Source organism: Deinococcus puniceus, assembly GCF_001644565.1.
Lineage (GTDB): Bacteria > Deinococcota > Deinococci > Deinococcales > Deinococcaceae > Deinococcus > Deinococcus puniceus.
Genome location: NZ_CP011387.1, coordinates 2,581,907 through 2,601,655, shown reverse-complemented (window position 1 = coordinate 2,601,655; position 19,749 = coordinate 2,581,907). Strand labels below are relative to the sequence as shown.

The 19,749-nt window shown below is 63.1% G+C and carries 20 protein-coding genes; 9 read left to right on the top strand and 11 right to left on the bottom strand.

All coding sequences use genetic code 11. The features are described from left to right. Positions 1–190: 190 nt before the first annotated feature. Genes SU48_RS12010 through SU48_RS12000 form a run of 3 tightly spaced genes read left to right on the top strand, consistent with a single transcriptional unit; the run spans position 191 to position 1,710 of the window. Positions 191–679 carry a putative dsRNA-binding protein gene (locus SU48_RS12010; RefSeq protein WP_064015448.1) on the top strand — a complete coding sequence of 163 codons (489 nt, stop codon included), beginning with the start codon at positions 191–193 and terminating at the stop codon, positions 677–679. Positions 680–690: 11 nt separating this feature from the next. Continuing rightward, positions 691–1,359, top strand: a complete 669-nt coding sequence (locus tag SU48_RS12005; RefSeq protein WP_064015447.1) for an HAD family hydrolase — start codon at positions 691–693, stop codon at positions 1,357–1,359. 12 nt (positions 1,360–1,371) lie between these two features. Then, the gene (locus SU48_RS12000; protein WP_064015446.1) at positions 1,372–1,710 is read left to right on the top strand and encodes a YraN family protein; all 339 of its coding nucleotides are present in this window, start codon (positions 1,372–1,374) and stop codon (positions 1,708–1,710) included. Positions 1,711–1,750: 40 nt separating this feature from the next. Here SU48_RS12000 and SU48_RS11995 read toward each other — a convergent pair whose 3' ends face one another. Further along, positions 1,751–4,255: a transglycosylase domain-containing protein gene (locus SU48_RS11995; RefSeq protein ID WP_064015445.1), complete on the bottom strand. Its 2,505-nt coding sequence runs from the start codon at positions 4,253–4,255 to the stop codon at positions 1,751–1,753. 235 nt (positions 4,256–4,490) lie between these two features. On the opposite strand from SU48_RS11995, the gene SU48_RS11990 reads away from it, so the two are divergent. Then, entirely contained in the window at positions 4,491–5,102 is a 612-nt protein-coding gene (locus SU48_RS11990; protein ID WP_064015444.1) for a hypothetical protein, read from the top strand. A 161-nt stretch (positions 5,103–5,263) separates the two neighbouring features. Here the strand turns inward: SU48_RS11990 and SU48_RS11985 are convergent, their stop codons facing one another. The 3 genes from SU48_RS11985 to SU48_RS11975 form a co-directional block, all read right to left on the bottom strand. Further along, positions 5,264–6,163 (bottom strand): ATP-grasp domain-containing protein, encoded by a 900-nt coding sequence (locus SU48_RS11985; RefSeq protein WP_064015443.1) that lies wholly within the window; start codon positions 6,161–6,163, stop codon positions 5,264–5,266. Between the two features lie 35 nt (positions 6,164–6,198). Next, complete coding sequence (locus tag SU48_RS11980) at positions 6,199–7,026, bottom strand: DUF72 domain-containing protein (RefSeq protein WP_064015442.1); 828 nt, start codon at positions 7,024–7,026, stop codon at positions 6,199–6,201. A gap of 70 nt (positions 7,027–7,096) precedes the next feature. Next, complete coding sequence (locus tag SU48_RS11975) at positions 7,097–7,540, bottom strand: acyl-CoA thioesterase (RefSeq protein WP_064015441.1); 444 nt, start codon at positions 7,538–7,540, stop codon at positions 7,097–7,099. A gap of 173 nt (positions 7,541–7,713) precedes the next feature. Here SU48_RS11975 and SU48_RS14405 point away from each other — a divergent pair, with 173 nt between their 5' ends. After that, positions 7,714–9,027, top strand: a complete 1,314-nt coding sequence (locus SU48_RS14405; RefSeq protein WP_231881622.1) for an ankyrin repeat domain-containing protein — start codon at positions 7,714–7,716, stop codon at positions 9,025–9,027. A gap of 190 nt (positions 9,028–9,217) precedes the next feature. On the opposite strand, the gene SU48_RS11965 is transcribed toward SU48_RS14405, so the two are convergent. From SU48_RS11965 to SU48_RS11950, 4 genes are read right to left on the bottom strand one after another with little or no spacing between them, the layout of a single operon-like run. Continuing rightward, positions 9,218–9,565: a Rieske 2Fe-2S domain-containing protein gene (locus SU48_RS11965; RefSeq protein WP_064015440.1), complete on the bottom strand. Its 348-nt coding sequence runs from the start codon at positions 9,563–9,565 to the stop codon at positions 9,218–9,220. Further along, positions 9,562–10,557, bottom strand: a complete 996-nt coding sequence (locus tag SU48_RS11960; RefSeq protein ID WP_064015439.1) for a hypothetical protein — start codon at positions 10,555–10,557, stop codon at positions 9,562–9,564. Before SU48_RS11960 ends, SU48_RS11965 begins: the two co-directional genes overlap by 4 nt. Before the next feature lie 47 nt (positions 10,558–10,604). Next, positions 10,605–11,471, bottom strand: a complete 867-nt coding sequence (locus SU48_RS11955; protein WP_064015438.1) for a VOC family protein — start codon at positions 11,469–11,471, stop codon at positions 10,605–10,607. Between the two features lie 42 nt (positions 11,472–11,513). After that, a complete protein-coding gene (locus tag SU48_RS11950; RefSeq protein ID WP_064015437.1) occupies positions 11,514–11,855 on the bottom strand; it encodes a hypothetical protein in 342 nt (113 codons plus the stop codon). A gap of 178 nt (positions 11,856–12,033) precedes the next feature. Here SU48_RS11950 and SU48_RS11945 point away from each other — a divergent pair, with 178 nt between their 5' ends. After that, the gene (locus tag SU48_RS11945; RefSeq protein WP_064015436.1) at positions 12,034–13,500 is read left to right on the top strand and encodes a hypothetical protein; all 1,467 of its coding nucleotides are present in this window, start codon (positions 12,034–12,036) and stop codon (positions 13,498–13,500) included. Between the two features lie 153 nt (positions 13,501–13,653). On the opposite strand, the gene SU48_RS11940 is transcribed toward SU48_RS11945, so the two are convergent. Beyond that, positions 13,654–14,283: a rhomboid family intramembrane serine protease gene (locus SU48_RS11940; RefSeq protein ID WP_064015435.1), complete on the bottom strand. Its 630-nt coding sequence runs from the start codon at positions 14,281–14,283 to the stop codon at positions 13,654–13,656. 185 nt (positions 14,284–14,468) lie between these two features. Between SU48_RS11940 and glpX the strand changes: the two genes are divergently transcribed. Further along, positions 14,469–15,491, top strand: coding sequence for a class II fructose-bisphosphatase (gene glpX, locus SU48_RS11935; protein WP_064015434.1), 1,023 nt, complete (start codon positions 14,469–14,471; stop codon positions 15,489–15,491). Positions 15,492–15,572: 81 nt separating this feature from the next. Here glpX and treS read toward each other — a convergent pair whose 3' ends face one another. Further along, positions 15,573–17,255: a maltose alpha-D-glucosyltransferase gene (gene treS / locus SU48_RS11930; protein ID WP_064015433.1), complete on the bottom strand. Its 1,683-nt coding sequence runs from the start codon at positions 17,253–17,255 to the stop codon at positions 15,573–15,575. A 152-nt stretch (positions 17,256–17,407) separates the two neighbouring features. Here treS and SU48_RS11925 point away from each other — a divergent pair, with 152 nt between their 5' ends. After that, positions 17,408–18,103: a MarR family transcriptional regulator gene (locus SU48_RS11925; protein ID WP_064015432.1), complete on the top strand. Its 696-nt coding sequence runs from the start codon at positions 17,408–17,410 to the stop codon at positions 18,101–18,103. A 24-nt stretch (positions 18,104–18,127) separates the two neighbouring features. Here SU48_RS11925 and SU48_RS11920 read toward each other — a convergent pair whose 3' ends face one another. After that, a complete protein-coding gene (locus SU48_RS11920) occupies positions 18,128–18,589 on the bottom strand; it encodes a hypothetical protein (protein ID WP_157451157.1) in 462 nt (153 codons plus the stop codon). A gap of 30 nt (positions 18,590–18,619) precedes the next feature. Between SU48_RS11920 and SU48_RS11915 the strand changes: the two genes are divergently transcribed. Then, positions 18,620–19,699 (top strand): CobW family GTP-binding protein, encoded by a 1,080-nt coding sequence (locus tag SU48_RS11915; protein ID WP_064015430.1) that lies wholly within the window; start codon positions 18,620–18,622, stop codon positions 19,697–19,699. The last annotated feature ends 50 nt before the right edge of the window (positions 19,700–19,749 follow it).

The following is a 19,749-nucleotide window of genomic DNA, read 5'->3' as shown; positions in this document are numbered from 1 at the left end:
GGGTCTAAGGGTCTAAGGGTCTAAGGGTCTAAGGGTCTAAGGGTCTAAGGGTGGCTCGTGAAACTTGGCGTTTGCTGCATGACTTTAGCTCCGGCTTTTGCTTTTCTTAGACCCTCGACCCTTAGACTGTTCCTGCACCACCGCCCACACGGCCCCGCTTGCCACCTGCACACGCGGTATTCTGAAGCCCATGACTTCCAGCACGCCGCCCACCCCGCCCGGTGCTCATCAAGCCAATGCGAATCAGGCCAATCCCAAGGGCGACCTGATTGCCCGTCTGATCACGCTGGGAGCGGGTGCGCCCACATTTCAGGTGTCGTCTGACGGCCCCGCACACGAGCGCACCTTCCGGGTACGGGTGCTGGTGGGCGGGCGAGAACTGGGCGAGGGTGGCGAGAGCCGCAGCAAAAAAGACGCCGAGCGGCTGGCCTCCGAGGCGGCTTTGAGGGTGCTGGACGGACGGCAGGAGGCAGGCAACGGGCCGGAAGTATCAGGGCCAGAAGCCGAGCGTGACGAAGACGCCCAAGGCCAGTGGCCTATTTACGCGGCGGTGCTGGCCGAAGCCTTAGATGTGGCGTTGGATTTGGCCGACGAAGACGCCAGCGTAGACGATGTGCGCCGGGAAGCGGGCCGACTCTACCGTGACCTCTTGGCCGACTTGGGGCACGGGCCGGAGTGAGTTCTAGCCATATGAACCTGACCCTGCCTACCCGTCCGGCGGGCGTGCTGTTCGATATGGACGGCGTGCTGACCGCCAATAATCTGTTTCACCGGCAGGCGTGGCAGGAAGTGGCGCTGGAGGTGCTGGGCCTGACCCTGTCCGAACACGACTTGGACACCAAAGTAGACGGGGGCCGCAATCCCGAAATTATCGAGCGGCTGACCGGAAGCTACCCTGACGACGCTCTGGCGCTGCGCTTTCATGACGCCAAAGAGGGCCGTTACCGCCAACTGGCCGCAGGCGCACTGACCGAAGTGGCGGGCCTGAGCGCTTACCTAGACGCGCTGGAGGGGCGCGGCATTCCCTTTGCTCTCGTGACCAGTGCCGACGCTGTGAACGTGGCGTTTGGCATGGAGGCGCTGGGCTTCGGCCACCGCTTTGGCCCGCGTGTGCTGGGCGAGGACGTGACGCGGGGCAAGCCGCACCCCGAACCGTTCCTGCTGGGCGCGGCGCGGTTGGGCCTAGAGGCAGCCGACTGCGTGGCCCACGAAGACGCCGTGAACGGGGTGCTGAGCGCGGCGGGCGCGGGCTGCACCGTCGTTGCCCTGACCACCACAGCCCCTGCCGAAGCGTTGGTGCGGGCCGGGGCGGCGCTCACGGTTCCAGACTTTAGGAACTTTGGACTCTGGCTTGACTAGCGTTATCCCCACGTGAAAGGAGCCGACGCCGAAGCCCGTGCCGCGCGGTATTTGCAAGGGCTGGGGCGAACGGTAGTGGCCCAGAATTACCGCATCCGGGGCGGCGAAATAGATCTGGTCACGCTGGACGGCCCGGTGCTGGTGTTTACCGAGGTGCGCCACCGCTCCAGCCTTCGCTACGGCGGGGCCGCCGCCAGCATCACGCCGCAGAAGCTGGCCCTGATGTCCCGCGCCGCCCAGACCTACCTGCTGCGCGAACATGGCCGCGAAGACCTGCCCTGCCGTCTGGAAGTGCTGACCATAGACGGCCCCGCCGAAACAGGGCTGGTCACGCTGATTCCGGTGGAATAGGAGTGGGTGGTGCTAAGAGACGCCTTGAACGCCAGCGCCCTTACTCTCCAGCCGGGGGCAATTCATTGAACACGCCCTCATCGGCAGGGAAGTCATTGAACGAGTCGTCGGGCAGGGGTTCGGGGTTTTCGGTGGGCAGCGGCTCGGGCTCTATCGGCGTTTCGGTCACGGTTCCGACAGCATCGGGCTGGACGGGTTCGGGCGTCGGCTCTGGCTCAGTGGGCAGCGGTTCGGGTTGGGTGGGTTCGCCGGGGACAGGCTGCGGCGTGACGACTTCACTGGGTACAGGCACGGTCACAGGTTCAGGCAAGGCTTCTTCGGGGACAGGTTCCACAGGCACGGTTTCGACTGGCAGCGTTTCTTCTGGCACGACTTCCGGCTCTGCTTCCTGCCCACCCTCTGGCACGGGTTCCGGTACGACTTCCGGCTCTGGAATGACGGCGGGCGTGGGGGTGGGCTGCTGCACCGGCTGGGGTTCGGGCTGTGGGGCAGGAGTCCGGCGCGAGAAAAAGCCGCCCCTGCTGCTGGTGCTTTCGCCGTCGCGGGCCACCGGTTCAGCGTCGGCGTTGCTGTCTAGGAAGGCCATATTCACCTGACGCACCACGCGGTAGGTGATGCCGCCCGGTTCGGCAAAAGGGGTGCTGGGTTTGCCCGCCACCGCTCCCGACACCGCCGCCTGCCAGATCGGGGTGGGAATCTCTCCGCTGTAGGCCCACGACGGCAGCGGCCCGCCTTCCTGCTTGCCCACCCACACGGCCCCGGCCACCGTGGGGGTCACGCCTGCAAACCACAAGTCTTTAATTTCGTTGGTGGTTCCGGTTTTGCCGCCCACCTGCACGCCGGGAATGCGGGCACGTACCGCCAGCCCGCCCTGCGAGGTATCCAGATCGTTGACCACGCCGCGCAGCATATCTAAGCCCAGCCACGCGGTTTGGGCGTCCCAGACACGCTTGGCTACAGGCGCAGGGCGGGTATACAGCACCTTATCGCGGGTGTCCTGCACGCGGCGTACCAGTGTGGGCGCGTAATACAAGCCGCCGTTGGCAAACGTGGCATAGGCGGCGGCCAGTTGCAGCGGGCTGGCTTCCAGCGTGCCGATGCTCAGGCTCAGGCCTGCGTTGGGCGGCGGCGTCAGGCCCAGTTCACGCAGTTTGGCCTCAAATTCCTTGATGCCGACGGCCTGAGCCGTGCGCACGGTGGTCAGGTTCAGGCTGTGATCCAGCGAATAGCGCATGGTCACGTAGCGGCCCGTCCAGCGCCCATCGTAGTTTTTGGGCTGATACTCGCCGCGAATGGGGGCGTCCAGCACGGTGTCGCTCTGTTTCCACCCTTGTTGCAGGGCCAGCGTATAGAGCAGCGGCTTCACCGAACTGCCCACCTGCCGCCGCGCCTGCGTGGCATTGTTCCAGTCGCTGGGGCGCTCTCCGGTCAGTTTTTGGCCCACCAGTGCCAGCACCTCGCCGTTTTTGGGGCTGACCAGCGCGATGCCCAGCGTGGCTCCGTCGGGCAACTCGGCAGTGCGGCTGGCACGTTCGGCAGATTGCTGCGCCTGCAAATCCATGCCCGTAAAAATCTTGCCGCCGCCGTACAGGGCTTTGCGGCCAATAATCGGCGTCAATTCCTTTTCTACGGCCTGCAAATAGGCCAGATATTGGTAGCGGTTGCCCCCGCGTGCGGCCTCGGCCTCGTTCAGGTTGGATTGCAGGCGGCCCGGATTTTCCAGCACGGCACTTCTCAGGCTGCCGTCTGTGTTCCAGCCGATGCGCCAGCCCGCCGGATAAATCGGCGTGCGCCACGCGGCGTCGGCTTGTGCCTGCGTAATCCGGGCGTCTTCCACCATGCGCGACAGCAGGTCTTTCATCAGGGGCCGGAATGCCTGAAAGCTTTTGTAACGGCGGTTGGGGGCCGGAATAATGGTCGCCAAGTACACGCTTTCGGCCAGATTCAGTTCGCTGGCCCCCTTGCGGAAATACGCCCGCGCCGCCGTTTCCGCGCCCACGATGTCGCTGCGGCCCCCGTCGCCCCAATAAATGACGTTCAGGTAGGCGTTCAGAATCTGCTTCTTGTCGAAACTGCGCTCCAGTTGGTAGGCCAGCACCGCTTCCTTGAATTTGCGCTCGGCGGTGCGGGCGCTGTTCAGCTCGGCCAGCAGCGTGTTTTTCACCACCTGCTGCGTAATGGAACTGCCGCCCTCCAAGTCGTTTTGCAGCACGCCCTTCACCAGACCCCGCGCAATGCCGATGTAATCCACGCCGTTGTGCTTGAAAAAGCGTCGGTCTTCGCTGGTCACCACGGCGTCTTGCAGCCAAGGACTGATCTGGTTCAGCTTGATCAGGTCGCGGTTCACGCCGCCCGAACTGCTCAGGCTGGGCGTCAGGGTGCCGATCAATGCATTGTTGCGGTCATAGACCCGCGTCTGGCCGCTGAATTCCAGTACGTCCAGATCGGACACGTTGGGCAGGTCGCGGCCCCACGCATACCACAGGCCGCCCGCCCCCGCCGCACCCACCAACAACAGCACCCCAACGCCCGTGAAAAACCTCATCAGGCCAACTCTAGCGGGATTTGGTGAGTGCGCCGGGAAGCCGGGTCACGGTCACGGGCGGGGGGCAGGTGCATAGCGGCAGCCTAACCCCCCAGCGGGGGCCGGGTCATCCACCCTTTGCATGAGGAAAGCTAGGAGAAAAACTTCATGTCTCGGGTGCATGTTGCCCCTGCCAGCGCGAATACAGCACAGACCCGGAGATGTTGGCCTGACCGAACGCGCCCAGCATCGGCCCATGAAGCTCTTCCGTTCTCTCTTGGCTTTAGGTCTGGTTCCCCTGATCTGCGGCCCTGCACAGGCCATCGGCATAGAGGGCAAAGTCAGCAACGCCCCCGCTCTGGCCCGCGCTTTCGGCTCCGACAACGTGCGAATCCTGCTGACCAGTCTGGCTCAGGGCCGCATCGTGGGCCTCGGCACACTGGCGGGCGACGGTTTTCAGATCCAGATTCCCAATTCCTTTAAGCCGCCCGTGCAGCCCGCCGCCTATTGCCCCGGCGTCCGCAGCGTGCCCAGCGAGCCGCGCACCTACACCGCCGAAAGCCTGATGGTCTATCACGCGGGCCGCAACACCGCCGCGCTACTCAGTCAGGCCGATCATCCCACCGAACCCACCCGCCGCAGCCAGTGGATGTACAGTGACCGCGCGGCCACCGTCAGCGGGCGCTGCACGGGCCTGAATACCAGCTACAACCTCACGCTCCGCAAGGGCTGGAACGCGGTGATGACCGTCAGCGAACCGGGAAGTTTCCTGATTCGCAATGCCACGCCGGGGCTGCCGTACTGGGTGCAGGGCACGCCGATTGCGGGGGCGCGGCAGGTGTTCCCAGCGGTGTTCGACGGGAAGTAAAGCGTTCTGTCAGTGGTGAGTGGTCAGCCGTCAGTGGGAAAAGCGTGCTGACTCCGAACTCTGTGCGCTGCCAAAGTGCTGGCTTGGACGCTGTTGGTGGTGGCCTTCCTGATCGTATCGGGCCTGAAAACTTGGGAAGGACGGAGAAGTGGGGCTAAGCCCTAAATCAGCTTCCCCAGCGCGGCGTAAAATGTGTTCCTGTCGGCCCGTTCGGGCAATCCGGCCACTTGTCCATCCCCCAATTCCATGATGCGCCACTGGCCGTCCGTGTGTTGGGCAATGTCCACCGTAAAAAATCGGCTCTGAATTTGCCGCCCTACAGCCTCAAACAGTTCGAGTGGCACGGCCCCGGCGGGGTAGTCGCCCTCTTCCCAATACTCGTCGGCGCTGATGATCTGTCCGTCGGCAACAAACAAGCGGTACTCGCGGGTCAGTGGCATCCCGCTCTTGGAATGCTGGGCGAGTGGCATGAAGGATTCAAATGCTCGCAGCACCACGCCGCCCTGAAATTCGCTGCCTTGTCTGCTCACGAACGTCTGGATAACCTTGAGCGCCGCCGCCGTCTCCGAGGCGTCTGGGATGAAACAGGCGTCGTTCCACTCGTGCTTGCGCGACTTGACGTAATCCTTGACGATCACGGCCCGCGCTCCAAAAGTTGCCAGCAACTCGTCTAAGGCGGCAGGGTCGATCTCTTCTCCCGACTGGGCCGGAAGCCAGCGCGTCAGCGGCGAGTGGGCGGCGATCAGTGGGTAAGATTCAGGCAAATAGTGCGTGTGGCGGTATTGCGCGGGTGTGTTGACAAGCTGCCAATTCTTGTCCAGCAAAGCTCCGTACAGCGCCGCGTACACCTCTGGCCGCAGCATCCAGCCCCGGTAAAGGGCGGGGGCCAAAGCTTCTGCCGCCTTCACCCCACGCAGGGCGCGGCTCAGGTGGCCTTCCAACAGGGCTTCTATGTCCAGCAGCGCAGTGGACAAACCCAAGCCTTGGGCCGCCGCTCGCTCATCCTCATAGGCCTCGTCTGACACGCGCTCTGCAAAAGGCTGGGCGGGGAAGAGCAGCATGGGGCGAGTATAGGGCGGCACTCACAGAACGGGTCTTAGAACAACGCCCCATCTTCCGCCGGGTCAGGCGTCTTCACTTCTATGCCGCGTGCGTTCAGAGCGTCGCGCAGCATCGGAATATTTTTCAGCGCATGGCCTTTCGTCGTATTTTCGAAAAACACCCACAGTTCCGACAAGTCCTCAGTCACTACGGCTATTTTCTCGGCCCATTCGTCCATTTCGGCGCGGTTGTACAGGTAGTCGTGGCGTTCGGCGGCGCTCTCGCCGTTCCACCAATTGCCGCTGTTGCGTCCGTGCAGGCGCAGATACCCCACGTCGGTGGTGGCGTGCAGTTGCGGTTCGGGCATCCCCCCCACCGGCGGGTAATCCGGGCTGACCCAAATCAGGCCATATTCGCCCATCGCCGCCCGCACTTCGGGTTTGTCCCAACTGGCGTGGCGCAACTCTACAGCCAATTCGTGTCCGGCAAAGCGTTCAGCCAGATTCAGCAGGTACTTGCGGTTCTCGGCAGTGCGGTGAAAGGAGTACGGAAACTGGGCCAGATACGGCCCCATCAGCCCAGCTTCCACCAGCGGCGCGGGGCTTTGCAGCATTCGGTCAAAATCGGTGTCGGTGGGGGCGCGGTCATGCGTGAAGACCTTGTTCACTTTCACGGCAAAGCGCGTGCGCCCGCCCGATTTGCGGGCCATGCCCTCGAACGCCTTCAGGCCCGGAATGCCGTAAAAGGGACTGTTCAGCTCCACCGCGTCGAAGTGCCGGGCATAGGCGTCGAGGTAGGCGTCCTTCTTCACGCCGTCATAGATCAGGCCGGGAGCCGCCCAATCGTCGTTGCTGTAGCCGCCGCATCCGATCCACACACGCATAGGGTCACGCTAGCGCACCGGGCCTGCCGTCATCTTTGGCTTGGGTTTAGATCAGGGGGTTGGGTTTAGATCAGGGCGATGTGCCGTGCAAGCCTTCCAGCACCGCCCGCAAGTTGGCAGGCAGAGGCACGGGCCGCCGCGTCTCCCGGTCTACGTACACATGCACAAAATGGCCCTGAGCGCAGGCCGTGTCGTTGTCTGCTTGAAAGACCGCCAGTTCGTAGCGCACGCTGCTGTTGCCCAACTGGGCCACACGCACGCCCACATGCAGCACTTCTGGGAAGCTGGCGGCGGCAAAATAAGTGCAGCCCGTTTCCACCACCAGCCCAATCGTGGCCCCCGAATGGATGTCCAGCACGCCCCGCGCCAGCAGCAGCGCATTCACCGCCGTATCGAAGTAGGCGTAATAAGTGACGTTGTTGATGTGCCCGTACACGTCGTTGTCGGCCCAGCGCGTGGGCGTGGGATGCAGGTAGGGAAAGCTCTGGCGCGGCCAAGGCTGGGGGCGGGTCATGGAGGTAGGGTAACGCGGGCGAACCCCCAGTCTGCGTTCGCAGCCAGCCCCCTTAAAGGGGAGCGCAACAGCTTTTGTCCCCACCTCTCCTGCGGAGCTTTTCAAGTCTAAGGGGGGGCGTTGCGCCAGCAACGGGGGGGTTGCTCTGCCCATCCCGCGTTACCCTACTCCCCATGACTGATTCAACTCCGCTGTTCGTCGCCATCCAGACGGGCGACGTGGACACCGTGCGGGCGCTGGTGCAGGCGACTCCGGGCCTGTTGTCGGCGGCCAGTCCGATGGGGGTTTCGCCGCTGCTGTTTGCCACCTATTACCGGAAAACGGAAGTGGCGCGTGCATTGGTTGAGCTACACACGGAATTGGGCGGCCCACCCCTGACCATCTTCGAGGCGGCGGCCACAGGCGAACTGAAGCCTTTGCAGGCGCTGCTGGACAGCGATTCTGCCCTTGTGAATGCCGTCAGTGCCGATGGATTTACTCCGCTGGGGCTGGCGGCTTTTTTTGGCCGGGAGGCGGTGGCCGCCGAACTCTTAGCACGTGGGGCCAACGTGAACGCGGTCAGCACCAACGCCATGAATGTTCAGCCTCTGCATTCCGCTGTAGCGGGCAACCACGCGGGATTGGCAGGTTTACTTCTGGCACACGGGGCCGACGCCAACGCCGCGCAGCAAGACGGATTCACGCCCCTGATGGCGGCAGCCCAGCACGGCAACGCAGAATTGGTACAAGACCTGCTGACCGCTGGAGCCGATGCCGCCGCCCAAACCCTTGATGGACGCAGCGCCGCCAGCATCGCGCAGGAGGAAGGACACTCGGAATTGGCGGACTTGCTCAGCCCTCCAGTCAACACCTTTCTAAGCACTTCAGAAGACAAGGCCCAAGAAACCCGGAATGCAGCGCCCGCCGCGCCGCGCCACACTGGAAGCATGACCACTCCCAAAAGCGACCATGACGACCTGCAGCGCCCGGTAGTTCGGGAAGCGGGGGCTGACAGGGCAGTAGCGCATGAGGATGGCCGCCCCGCCGACCACCGCACGGGATTTCAGATGCCTGACCCCAAAGACGACCACCAGCCGTTTTACACCACCACGCCCGCCGACAGCCGCGTGAGTAGTGCCGACCACAGCACCTACGAACCCGTTCACATGCAAGACCCGCACGAAATCACGGCGCAGTTCGATCACCTTGCCACCCGCGACCCCGCGCAGATGGAACACACGTTGCAGGCCCCCGAATTCGCCGGAGCGCAATCGGTGGCGGGTTTGGGCGGCGAGTTGCTGGATACGGTGGCTCCCTCAGCGGGCCTCGGCATGAACAACACCGCGCTGCTGGCAGGCGATTCTCAGCGCCTTGCCGCCGACCCCAACCCCGGCTACACGCCCCCCAGCGAGCAAGGCCCACCCCACGTCAGCCAGCGCCCCGGCGATTTGCCGCAGGGCATGACCGAGGAACTTCAGAGCGAAGTGTCGGGGGATGACCGGAGATAGGCTTGATTCAGCGGAAAGCCTGCGCCCCCGATGCTAGGGCGCAGGCTTTCTTTTGGAGACGGGTTTTATACGGGGTTGCTTTGATTCCCGTTCATCCGGGAAACCACCGGATGCCCGTCCATCGTCGCAACCCCGTATTTTCTTCTACTCGCTTCGCTCGAATTCGTCTTCGACTCATTTTAAGTTCGTATTACAGCGCCAGCACGTACACTTCTCCGTCTTCCACCAGCGTTTTGAAAATCTGCACGGCTTTCACGGCAGGCAGGGTTTTGGCCTTCCCCGTTGCCAACTCAAACTTTGCGCCGTGCTTGGCGCAGGTGATGCGGCCCATGCTCACGTCGCCGCCCAGCAGCGGGAAATCTTTGTGGGTGCAGTTGTTCCGCAGGGCGTAATACTGGCCCTCGTAGCTCACCACAACGACAGGCACGCCGCCCACCAGCACCTCGGTTTGGCTGCCGTCGGGGAGGGCGGTGACTGCGCCTACATGCACGCGCTCCGGCGGGGTGGGGGCAGATGGGGAAGAAGAAGACAGGCTCATACGGGCGAGTTTAGCGGGGCCGGGGCCGCCCGAATGCGGTCTGCGATTTCATCGGTGGTGGCGGCGTCTACCCAGTCCCAAAAATCTGGGCGGGCCGTGAATGCCTGCATGAACAGGCCCAAGAGTTTGCCGCTCAGTTCAGGACGCAGGGCCATGACGAGGCGGCCACTGAACTTGCCGCGCCGCACCCGGTCACGCCCGGCGGCAATAGCTTCGGCCCCCAAAAAGGCTGCCAAACCCGATTGGGGAAACAACTCGAACAGAACTTCGGGCGGCTGATTCGGCTCGCGTTCCAAGGGGGCCACCCAGCCTGCCCCCTCCAGATAGTCGGCAAAGCGTTGCAGGCCGGGGCGTTCCAGAATGCGCCGCCCAAAATCGCCTTCCGGCGACAGGTACGGGCGGGCGCTGAAGCGGGACGCCCCCGCCGCCCAGCCGAACATGGCCGCCTCCGTCTCAAATCCAGCGTGCCAGTGCGCGGCGTCCAGTCCGGCAGCCTGCATCACAGCGTCAATGCTCAGGCTCACCGTGTAGGTGCGGAGGTAGTGCGCCTCATCGGGGCGGCGGTACACGTACAGCAGGCCGCTTTCGCCCCATTTCAGCCCCAGCGGGCGCATCATGCGGCCCAGAATGTTGCCCAGATCGCCCCAGCTCATAAACTCGAATCTTGTTCGCAGTTCGGCGGGCGGTGTCGCCATCAGATCTACTTGAAAGCCACCGAAATCATGCGACTCGATGCCCTTGACGCGCCGCGTTTGCGTGATGCCCAAGCGGGCGCGGAACTCGGCCAGAAAGGGGGCCGTCAGGGCGTCACGGCTGACCAGCACATCTAAATCCCCAAAATCGGGCTTGTCGGCGTGAACATGCGGAATGAACCACTGCGGGCCAGCAGGCGTGGCGGGCAAAAATTCGTGTAGCACAGCCCGGACTTGCCCTTCGCGCTGCAAGTACTCGGCACGGGGTAAACGCGGAAAGTGAAAGAGGTGGCCGCCCATAGGGGCAGTCTAGAGAGTGCGGAGGGAAAGAGAATGCCCTGTTTGGCTTACTGCTGCGCCACTTCGCGCACGGTCAGGCGGTTGCCCCAAGGATCATGCAAAGTCAGGGCGTCGCCGCTGTCTTGCACGCCCTCCTGCCCGCTCAGGTGGGTTCGCAGGCCGCTCAGGTCAGGCGTCAGGATTTCCACGTCGCCCAGTCCGGTTTCTAGCGTGCTGGCCGCACTTTGCCCGCGTGAGTGCCACTCGTTCAGGCCAATGTGGTGATGGTAGCCGCCCCAAGACAGGAAGGCCGCGCTGCCCATGTCGGCCACCACATCCAGCCCCAAGGTTTGGGCATAAAACTGGGCCGCCTGTGCCGCGTTCCCCACTTTCAAATGCACGTGACTAACGGCGGTTCCGGCGGGTGCGCCCTCAAACATCGTGTCTCCGGCGGCGGCCAGCAGGTCTTCCACGTTTACGGCTTTGGTGTCCATTTTCACTTGTCCGTCTTCCCACGTCCACGCATCGCGGTTGCGGTCACGGTAGACCTCTATCCCGTTGCCTTCAGGGTCATTCAGGTAAATGGCCTCGCTGACCAGATGATCGCCTGTGCCGAGGCGCAGACCCATTCCAGCTGCGTTCAGGCCCGCCGCGTACCGCAGCCAGCGCCCCAAATCGGCGCGGCTGGGCAGCAAAAAGGCCGTGTGGTACAAGCCGGGGCGAGACAGGGGCGCGGGCGGCAGGCTGGCGTCGCCTTCCAGATGCAGCAGGGGCGTGCCGTGTGCGCCGAGTGTGATGCGGTTGTGGCCTTCGGCAAGGCGTGTGAGACCCAGCAGGGTGCCGTAAAACTCGGTCAGGCCGGGCAAATCGCGCACCCGCAGCGTCACGGCTCCGGTGTGGGTTTGGGGCGGCAAGATGGGGAAGGAGGCAGTCATACGTCATCATCCTCCTTATGCTTTAAAAAGTCAACTGATTTGCTATGTATTCCTGCTTCTCAACAAGAGGAAGGCTGGCCCTGTTTGTCCCGGTGCGCCCAAACCCGCGTAAGGCGCGTCGGCAAAGGCGATCACGTCTGGCACGTCTTCTTGGCCGTTTTCCCGCTGTTGCCCCAGGGCCTGCACCTCGGCAAAAAACAGGTTGGGAATGCCGCGCCTGCACACCCGAACGGTATGTGGCCCCCGCGCCGTATCGAGGGCAAAGACTTCGCACCCACCGTCTTCCCCGGCATACCGCACTGCCAAAATGCCTGTGCCCATCTGCATTTCCAGCAGCGGTTTAAGGGTTCCCGGCAGGGTTGGAAGGCGGGAAGACTGGGGCATGGGTCATCTTGACAGATGAGGTGTGTGGGCAGGGAAAGATCGTATTCGCCTTGCAACTTCACCGCCCTCCACCCAAAGGAGGATGAGTGTCATACACATGTTGAGGTATGACCTCAGGTAAGCTTCCTACTTCCCAACTCATCCCTACTGCTGCACCGCTCGCCCGGAGGTTTTCTCTATGGTTCAGACTGCCCTGAATGCCTTGCTGGACGCTCTTTCCTCTGTGTTGGCATTGGCGAGGCCGTTGGCGGTCATTGCCGCTGGCTTGCTCGTGGCCCTGCTGTTGGTGGGCCTGCTTGACCGCGAACGCTTTCGGGCGGGCCTGAGTTGGCTGGGGGCGCGGTTGCCCGTGCTGGGGCGTTGGGCATTGGTGGCCTTGGCCATCGGCACAGGTGCGCTGGCCCTCAACGTCACGCGCCGTGCGGTGGATGCCCGCTTGGGAGCGCAGCAATCGGCCCGCTACGCCAACGCCGCCGACCCGGACGGGGGCCAGACCACCCAGCAGGCTCCCCGCGCCAGCCTGCTGAAAAGCACGACTTACACGCGCTCTATCACGCTGCCCGCCGAAGTCTATGCCCGCCTTCAGGTCAACGGCGGTTGGGAAACATTGCTGCCCTACTTTGGCAACCCGGACGGCCAGACCGTGCAGGACTTCCGCGAAGGCTTTACGCGCCGGGGCCGCAACCTGACCTACACCCGCGATGTGACGTTGCAGACCGAAGAACCCGTGAATCTGGACACCAGCACAGTGCTGGCCGACCTGAAATTCGTAGACCCGGCGGGCGGGCGCAGCACGTACTACAACGCGGTTTTCAACGCCGATTACACCTTCACCAACCCGCAAGCGGAGGCAGCCACCCTGCGCTTCGCCTTCCCCCTGCCCGACGGAAGCGGCACCCTCAGCGGCTTCAAACTGACCGTGAATGGGCAGGCTTACCGCGCCTCCGATCTGGCGGGCGGAAGCGTCTGGACGGGCGAAGTAGCGGCGGGCCAAGCCGTGAAAGTGAATGTGACCTACCGCCATCAGGGGGCCAAAGGCTGGAGCTATCTGCTGGGCCAACGCCGCGAAAGCGTGAAGAATTTTGACCTGACCATCAACGCAGACCGGCCTGCCAAATTTCAGCGCTATACCCTGTTCCCCACCAGCCAGACGCGCACGGCACTGGGCATGGCACAGGTCTTGCGCTGGCAACTGGAGGATGTGATTACCGCGCAGGATGTGGCGGTGGTGTTCACGCAGGGCAGCATCCGCGAAACGCTGGGCAAACTGGGCCTCGTGGGGCCATTGGCCGTGCTACTTTCCGCGTTGCTGTGCGCGGGTTGGGCCATATCGCGCCGCCTGAAGCTGCTGCCTTTGCCGTTGGCGGGTGCGGTGCTGGGCCTCAGCCTCGGCTTGGTGTTGGGCGGCGTCCTGACCTTCTATCTGCCCGTAATCGTGGCGCAACTGCTAGGTGTGGTGGTTGGCCTCGCGCTGGCGGTGACTGCACTGGGACGGCCTTACCTCGTGCCGCTGGTGTTGGCCGCCGTGATTCCGCTGGTGTTCCTGAGTGGCGGTCATGCGTCGCTGTTGCTGGTGCTGCTGGCGGGGGCGACGTTGCTGCTGTTTGTGCGGCGGGAAGGGATGTCTAAGGGTCTAAAGGTCTAGGGTCTAAGGTACTGGGGCGGGAGCGTGGAGTGCGGGGAAGGTATTTCCGCCCACGCTCTTTCCGTCTTTTTGCTCCCCTTGAAGGGGGCCGTTGCGAAGCAACCGGGGGGTTTACCTTGAGGTAAAAAGGCAACCCCCCGCTTTTCCCACGTTCTACGATCTACCGACCACCTTCCGCTTGCGGTGCAGCACCGCCGCTCCCACCACCCCCGCCACGAATCCGAACAGGTGCGACTCCCACGAAATCTCTGGATTGCCCGGCAGCACGCCCCACAGCGCTCCACCGTACAGCAGCAAAGCGACGACAGCGGCGATGATGGCCGACGCCGAGCGTTCCCACCAGCCTGCGCCCAGCAAGTAGGCGAGGTAGCCGAACACTAGTTCGCTGGCCCCCAGATGTACGCTGCCGCCGCGTCCGAACAGCCAGACCAGAGCGCCGCCCAGCGCCACGATAATCAGCGTGGCAAGGGCAAAACGCCACAGCCCGCGCAGGGCCGACATGAAGGCGAGGACGGCCACTGGCACGGTATTCGCCAGCAGATGATCGAAGCCGCCGTGCAAAAACGGGGCGCTGAAGATGTGACTCAGGGCATCTGGATTGCGCGGCTGAATGCCGTACACGTCCAGTGCGCCGCCGAACGCGAATTGATCGGTGATTTCTTGCAGCCACAGCCCGGCCACCAACAGCGCCGTGACTACGCCAGCTTGCACCACAGGCGGGCGGCGGGTGGGGACAGGCGGTGCAGTCGGGGGATAAACGCTGGGCGGCGGGCGGGAGCGCATGGGGTCAGTCTAAAGACCCTGCCGCCTGACTACGCAGAGGGGGCTTTCATGCAGAATAATTTTGCTGAGTTGGCGCTGACGCGGCCCAGTTCCCCGCACATCATCTGATCCGTCCCTCACACACGTACACCCAATGGAACCGCTCCCAGCGCGGCTTTTTGGGTTCGGCATGTTACGGTCAAGGTATGACGACACACAAGCCGGGGCAACGTGGATCAGGTCAGGGTGGGGCGGCAGAAGCTCATTTTGAACATGCGCTGGTGCTGGAAACGGCCCGCGTGACCGAGGGAGCGGCGCTGGCGGCCAGCCGATGGGTGGGCATGGGCGACAAAAACGCCGTGGATGCGGCGGGCACCGAGGCCATGCGCGGGCTGCTGAACAGTCTGGATATTCGCGGTACGGTGGTGATCGGGGAAGGCGAGATGGACGAGGCCCCCATGCTGTACATCGGGGAACAGGTGGGGCAGGGCAAATACGAGGTGGACATCGCCGTAGACCCGGTGGAAGGCACGGTGGTCACGGCGAAGGGGCTGCCCAACGGGCTGGCAGTCATCGCCCTCAGCGAGCGCGGCGGCCTGATGCACGCGCCCGACTGCTACATGGACAAGTTGGTGGTGCCGCCCCCAGCAGCGGGCCGAGTCAACATCGACTGGCCGGTAGAGGCCAACCTCAGCGTGATTGCCCAGAGTCTGGAGCGCGATGTAGAAGACCTGCTGATTACGATTCTGGATCGGGAACGCCACGCCGACCTGATTGCGCGGGTACGCGGCGCGGGCGCACGGGTCAAGCTGATCGGGGACGGCGATGTGGTGGCGAGCCTTGCGGTAGGCGTGCGCGGCACGGGCGTTCACGCGCTGATGGGGTCAGGCGGCGCACCCGAAGGTGTCCTGAGTGCGGCGGCCCTGAAGTGTCTGGGAGCCGAGATTCAGGGCAAATTTATTGCCGAAGACGACGCCATGCGCGAACGCTTCAAGACGATGGGCGTGGAAGAAGGCCGCGTCTACAAGACCAACGACCTCGCCCCCGGCAACCAGATGGTGTTCAGCGCCACCGGAATCACCTACGGCGAATTGCTGAACGGTGTGCGGCGATTCGGCGGCGGGGCACGCACCCACACGCTGGTCATGGGCTACGCAACGCGTGTGGTGCGCTTCATAGACACGGTGCATCTGGAAGACGACGGAGCGCGGGTGACGATTCGGGTGTAGAGAGCAGTTGAAACGAAGAGTGTGGATCGTGGGCAAAAAACAAACCACGATCCACGATCTACCTCCCACTCACGGTTCTCCTCAGTTCAGGCGCATCCAGTAATAGTCGTATTTGCCCAGCGTCATCGGGTAAGCGGCCTCGGTGACAGGCGGGAAATGGCTGCCGCCTGCCAACGTGACTGGCATCCGGCCCACGTAATCGGTCAGATCGAGGGTGGCGGCCTGCGCGTTGCCTGCAAAGTTGCTCACGATCAGCAGGGTTTCGGACTCGTGCTGGCGGATGAAGGCCAACACTGCCGGGTTCGCCGTGTCCACGAAGGTCAGGTCGCCGTGTGCAAAAGCGGGGTGGGCGCGGCGCAGTTCCAGTTGGCGGGCCGTCCACTTCAGCAGGCTGCTGGGGTCGCGTTCCTGACTGTTCACGTTCACGCGCTGATAGCCGTACACCGGGTCGGCAATAGGCGGGAAAAAGCACTGGTCAGGCGTGGCCGTAGAAAAGCCGCCGCTCATGCCCGCGTTCCACTGCATGGGCGTGCGAACCCCGTTCCGGTCTGCCAACGTCAGGTCGTCGCCCATGCCGATCTCGTCGCCGTAGTACAAGATTGGGCTACCGGGCAGGGCCAGCAGTACGGTATTCAACAGCTCTATGCGGCGGCGGTCATTGTCCAGCAGGGGAGCTAGGCGGCGGCGAATGCCCACGTTGATTTTCATGCGCGTGTCGGGCGCGTAGGCGGCGTACATAAAGGCCCGCTCGTCGTCGGTGACCATTTCCAGCGTCAATTCGTCATGGTTGCGCAGGAAGGTGGCCCACTGCCCGAATTTGGGAATGGCGGGCAAGCGGCCCATGATCTCGCGGATGGAGGTCGTGTCTTCTTTCTTCAGGCTCATGTACAGGCGCGGCATGACCGGAAAGTTGAAGCACATGTGAAATTCGGGGTCGGCATCGGTGCCGAAGTACTCGGCCACTTCTTCGGGCCACTGGTTCGCCTCGGCCAGCAGCAGGCGTCCGGGGTATTCGGTGTCCACCATGCGCCGCATGCCCTTCAGGATGTCGTGCGTTTCGGGCAGGTTCTCGCAGTTGGTGCCCTCGCGCTCAATCAGGTAAGGCACGGCGTCGACCCGGAAGCCGTCCAGTCCCAAGTCCAGCCAGAAGCGGGCGGCGGTCAGCAACTCCTCCTGCACTTTGGGGTTGTCGTAGTTCAGGTCGGGCTGGTTGCCGAAAAAGCGGTGCCAGTAGTAGCGCCCACACTGCTCGTCTTTCGTCCAGTTGCTGGTTTCGGTATCGGTAAAAATGATGCGTGCGCCGCTGTATTCGGTGCCAGTGTCGCTCCAGACGTAGTAATCGTGGTACTCGTTGGGCGTGCCGTCGGGAAGCACCGGGCCGCGCCGCGCCGCCTGAAACCAAGCGTGGTCGGAACTGGTGTGGTTGGTCACGAGGTCGCCCACCACTTTCAGGCCGCGTGCATGGGCCTCACGCAGAAACACCTTGAAGTCGTCCATAGTGCCCAGATCGGGGTGAATGCCCACGTAATCGGCCACGTCATAACCGTCGTCGCGCAGCGGGCTGGGGTAAAAGGGCAGCAGCCACAAGCAGTCCACGCCCAGACTTTTCAGATAGTCCAGCTTCCCGGTCAGGCCCGGAAAATCGCCCTTGCCGTCGCCGTTGCCGTCTGCAAAGGTTCGCACAGACAGTTCATAAAAGACGGCGCTCTTGTACCATTCGGGTGTTGCTGGAGCTGAGGCTGGAGTTGGGGCGGGCTGCGTCATGTGCGCGAGTTTAACCGATTCAGAAGGGGGGGCTGGGGCGGGAGGATCGGCACTCGTCTGCACTGGCCGTTGAGGGTGCGCCGGTCTGCGGTCTGGGCAAGTGACCTACACGGCGTGAAATATTTAACTCTAAAAAATGTAAGAATTTACACATGGACAAGTCGTTGCCCGCTGCCCTGCGCCCCTTGCCCGCGACGTGCAAGCTGGTGTGGCTCTATATCCATCAATATCCCGGCTACCACAGCGTCCGCAGCTTGGAGGCCGCACTGGGCAGCACGGCGGGCCGCGCCCTTCCCAACCTGTTGCAAGCGGGCCTGTTGGTTCAGGAAGAAGCCCCGGTGGGCAGGCGCTCCGGCAAATACCGCACGGCCTATTTGCCGGAGCAGTCGCCACCGAGCGAGAGCAGCGTAGCCGTCGCTGACACGGTGCTTGCTTCTAATACGGTGACGCGTCCCAACACGGTGCTTGCTGAAATCGCGGTGGGTGCCCTCCACAGCGACAGCAATTTTTCCTATCTGCACCACCTGTGGCAACGTGCCAACGATTCGGGGGTACGGCGCGTGGTGTTGCAGTTGGAAGCGGAATCCCCGATCTATGCCGATGACGACAACAAGTTGAATGTTCGCGTGCTGGACACTGAACACTGGCCCAATTGGTCTAGTCTGGATGACGAACAGACGCGGGCTGTGGCCAAGGTGATCGCTCGGCGGGCAGAACTCGATACGTTCCTTACTGCCGCCCTTCAGAAGAAGATGGAGAGGGTGACGGAGCAGCGAAACCGGATGGGCTTCTGGTTTTTAGAGGACACGAAGCAGACGCCGGTGCCTGACCCAGAGCAGATGAACTGAAGTTGTGCAGATACACTGAAGTTGTTAAGCCTGTCTTGCCTGCCACATCTGCGCCTCCAGCCCCTGCATGTACGCCTGCCAGTGCGGCAGCGTGCGCCTGATCGGGGCGGGCAGGGCGTGGCTTCCGAGTTGAGATTCGCGCCAATGCGGGCCGTGCGTTCCCAGAATGCGGGCCTCGTGATCGTGCAGGAAGGGGCGGGCCAGTTCGCGGCCCCGCGCAGGCAAGATCGGTTGACCGTCTAGGGTAAACCGCCCGGTGCGCCGCTCGTAGTTCAGTTCGCCTTCCGGCAACGAGAGGGTCAGGCCCGTGCTGTGCAGCGTCAGGCTGTGGCGATCTATAAAATTGAGGGTGTAGGCGCTGCTGCCTGTGGGCATCGGCGTTTTGCGGTAGCCCAAGCGGGTCAGGTCGCCGCGCCGGGCGTCTAGGCCCAGCAGCCAGAACTGCACGGCGAGTGGGCAGCGGGGGAGAGTGTGGAACCTTGCCATAAACTTGATAATAGCTTATCATTATCAGCTATGACCAGTCTTGCCCCCATTGACCCGCGCCATCCCCCTACCGCCTCGGTGCCTATTACTGTGCTGTGCGGCTTCCTCGGCGCGGGCAAAACCACGCTGCTCAATCATCTGCTGACCCAAACGGAAGGCCGCAAGATCGCCGTGATCGTCAATGAATTTGGCGCAGTGAACATAGACGCGAGTCTGGTGGTCAAGACCGACGAGAAGACCATCGAACTCAGCAACGGCTGCATTTGCTGCACCCTGCGCGGCGACCTGCTGCACGCTGTTCATGACCTGCTGGAGACCCGCCAGCTCGATCATATTCTGATCGAATCCACCGGAATCGGTGAGCCATTGCCGATTGCCCAGAGCTTTTGCCTGACGCCCGAAGAACTGGAAATCGAGCCGGAACCCGGTCAAGCGCCGATTCCCAACCTGCTGGGCCGTGTACACGTGGACGCGATGATCACGGTGGTGGACGCCGCGCAGTTTTTCCCGCTCTGGAACCTCTCCGAGAGTATTCCGGGCGATGAGCAGGAACGCGGTTACGGCGAACTGTTGGCCGAACAGATCGAGTTTGCCGACCTGATCGTGCTGAACAAGCTGGATCTGGCCTCGGCGGACGATGTGCAAAGCCTGCGCGAACTCGTCGCCATTACCAATCCCCGCGCCCGTGTGCTGGAAGCGGTGCGGGGCAGGGTAGAGGCCGACGCCGTGCTGAACGTGAATCTGTTCGACTTCGACGCCGCCAGCCAACTCGATTCTTGGATGGAAGAACTGGAAAAGGAGCACACGCCGGAATCGGAGAGCTACGGTTTGGGTACGCATATCTACCGCCGCCAGCAACCCTTCAACGCCGACGCCTTTCACCGCGCACTGACCACCGGACTGCCGCACAACGTCATTCGCTCTAAGGGTTGGATCAATCTGGGCGACGGCGTGGCGACGTTGTGGAACCACACGGGCCGCCAACTGGCGCTGGAACAGGCCGGAGAGTGGCTGAGCGACGAAGGGGCCTTCAGCGAAATCGTGTTTATTGGCCGCGACTTGGACGGCGCGGCGCTGGACGCCCTGCTGGACGGCGCGTTGCAGGCCTGACCCGGACAACCCTTATCCGGACAACCTTGGGCCTCATCAGCCTGCACCTT

What these genes read in the sequence shown, in the direction of transcription:
- SU48_RS12010 (WP_064015448.1), top strand. Translation starts at nt 191, where the DNA reads ATGACTTCCAGCACGCCGCCCACCCCGCCCGGTGCTCATCAAGCCAAT.
- SU48_RS12005 (WP_064015447.1), top strand. Translation starts at nt 691, where the DNA reads ATGAACCTGACCCTGCCTACCCGTCCGGCGGGCGTGCTGTTCGATATG.
- SU48_RS11995 (WP_064015445.1), bottom strand. Translation starts at nt 4,255, where the DNA reads ATGAGGTTTTTCACGGGCGTTGGGGTGCTGTTGTTGGTGGGTGCGGCG.
- SU48_RS11990 (WP_064015444.1), top strand. Translation starts at nt 4,491, where the DNA reads ATGAAGCTCTTCCGTTCTCTCTTGGCTTTAGGTCTGGTTCCCCTGATC.
- SU48_RS11985 (WP_064015443.1), bottom strand. Translation starts at nt 6,163, where the DNA reads ATGCTGCTCTTCCCCGCCCAGCCTTTTGCAGAGCGCGTGTCAGACGAG.
- SU48_RS11980 (WP_064015442.1), bottom strand. Translation starts at nt 7,026, where the DNA reads ATGCGTGTGTGGATCGGATGCGGCGGCTACAGCAACGACGATTGGGCG.
- SU48_RS11975 (WP_064015441.1), bottom strand. Translation starts at nt 7,540, where the DNA reads ATGACCCGCCCCCAGCCTTGGCCGCGCCAGAGCTTTCCCTACCTGCAT.
- SU48_RS14405 (WP_231881622.1), top strand. Translation starts at nt 7,714, where the DNA reads ATGACTGATTCAACTCCGCTGTTCGTCGCCATCCAGACGGGCGACGTG.
- SU48_RS11965 (WP_064015440.1), bottom strand. Translation starts at nt 9,565, where the DNA reads ATGAGCCTGTCTTCTTCTTCCCCATCTGCCCCCACCCCGCCGGAGCGC.
- SU48_RS11960 (WP_064015439.1), bottom strand. Translation starts at nt 10,557, where the DNA reads ATGGGCGGCCACCTCTTTCACTTTCCGCGTTTACCCCGTGCCGAGTAC.
- SU48_RS11955 (WP_064015438.1), bottom strand. Translation starts at nt 11,471, where the DNA reads ATGACTGCCTCCTTCCCCATCTTGCCGCCCCAAACCCACACCGGAGCC.
- SU48_RS11950 (WP_064015437.1), bottom strand. Translation starts at nt 11,855, where the DNA reads ATGCCCCAGTCTTCCCGCCTTCCAACCCTGCCGGGAACCCTTAAACCG.
- SU48_RS11945 (WP_064015436.1), top strand. Translation starts at nt 12,034, where the DNA reads ATGGTTCAGACTGCCCTGAATGCCTTGCTGGACGCTCTTTCCTCTGTG.
- SU48_RS11940 (WP_064015435.1), bottom strand. Translation starts at nt 14,283, where the DNA reads ATGCGCTCCCGCCCGCCGCCCAGCGTTTATCCCCCGACTGCACCGCCT.
- glpX (WP_064015434.1), top strand. Translation starts at nt 14,469, where the DNA reads ATGACGACACACAAGCCGGGGCAACGTGGATCAGGTCAGGGTGGGGCG.
- treS (WP_064015433.1), bottom strand. Translation starts at nt 17,255, where the DNA reads ATGACGCAGCCCGCCCCAACTCCAGCCTCAGCTCCAGCAACACCCGAA.
- SU48_RS11925 (WP_064015432.1), top strand. Translation starts at nt 17,408, where the DNA reads ATGGACAAGTCGTTGCCCGCTGCCCTGCGCCCCTTGCCCGCGACGTGC.
- SU48_RS11920 (WP_157451157.1), bottom strand. Translation starts at nt 18,589, where the DNA reads ATGGCAAGGTTCCACACTCTCCCCCGCTGCCCACTCGCCGTGCAGTTC.
- SU48_RS11915 (WP_064015430.1), top strand. Translation starts at nt 18,620, where the DNA reads ATGACCAGTCTTGCCCCCATTGACCCGCGCCATCCCCCTACCGCCTCG.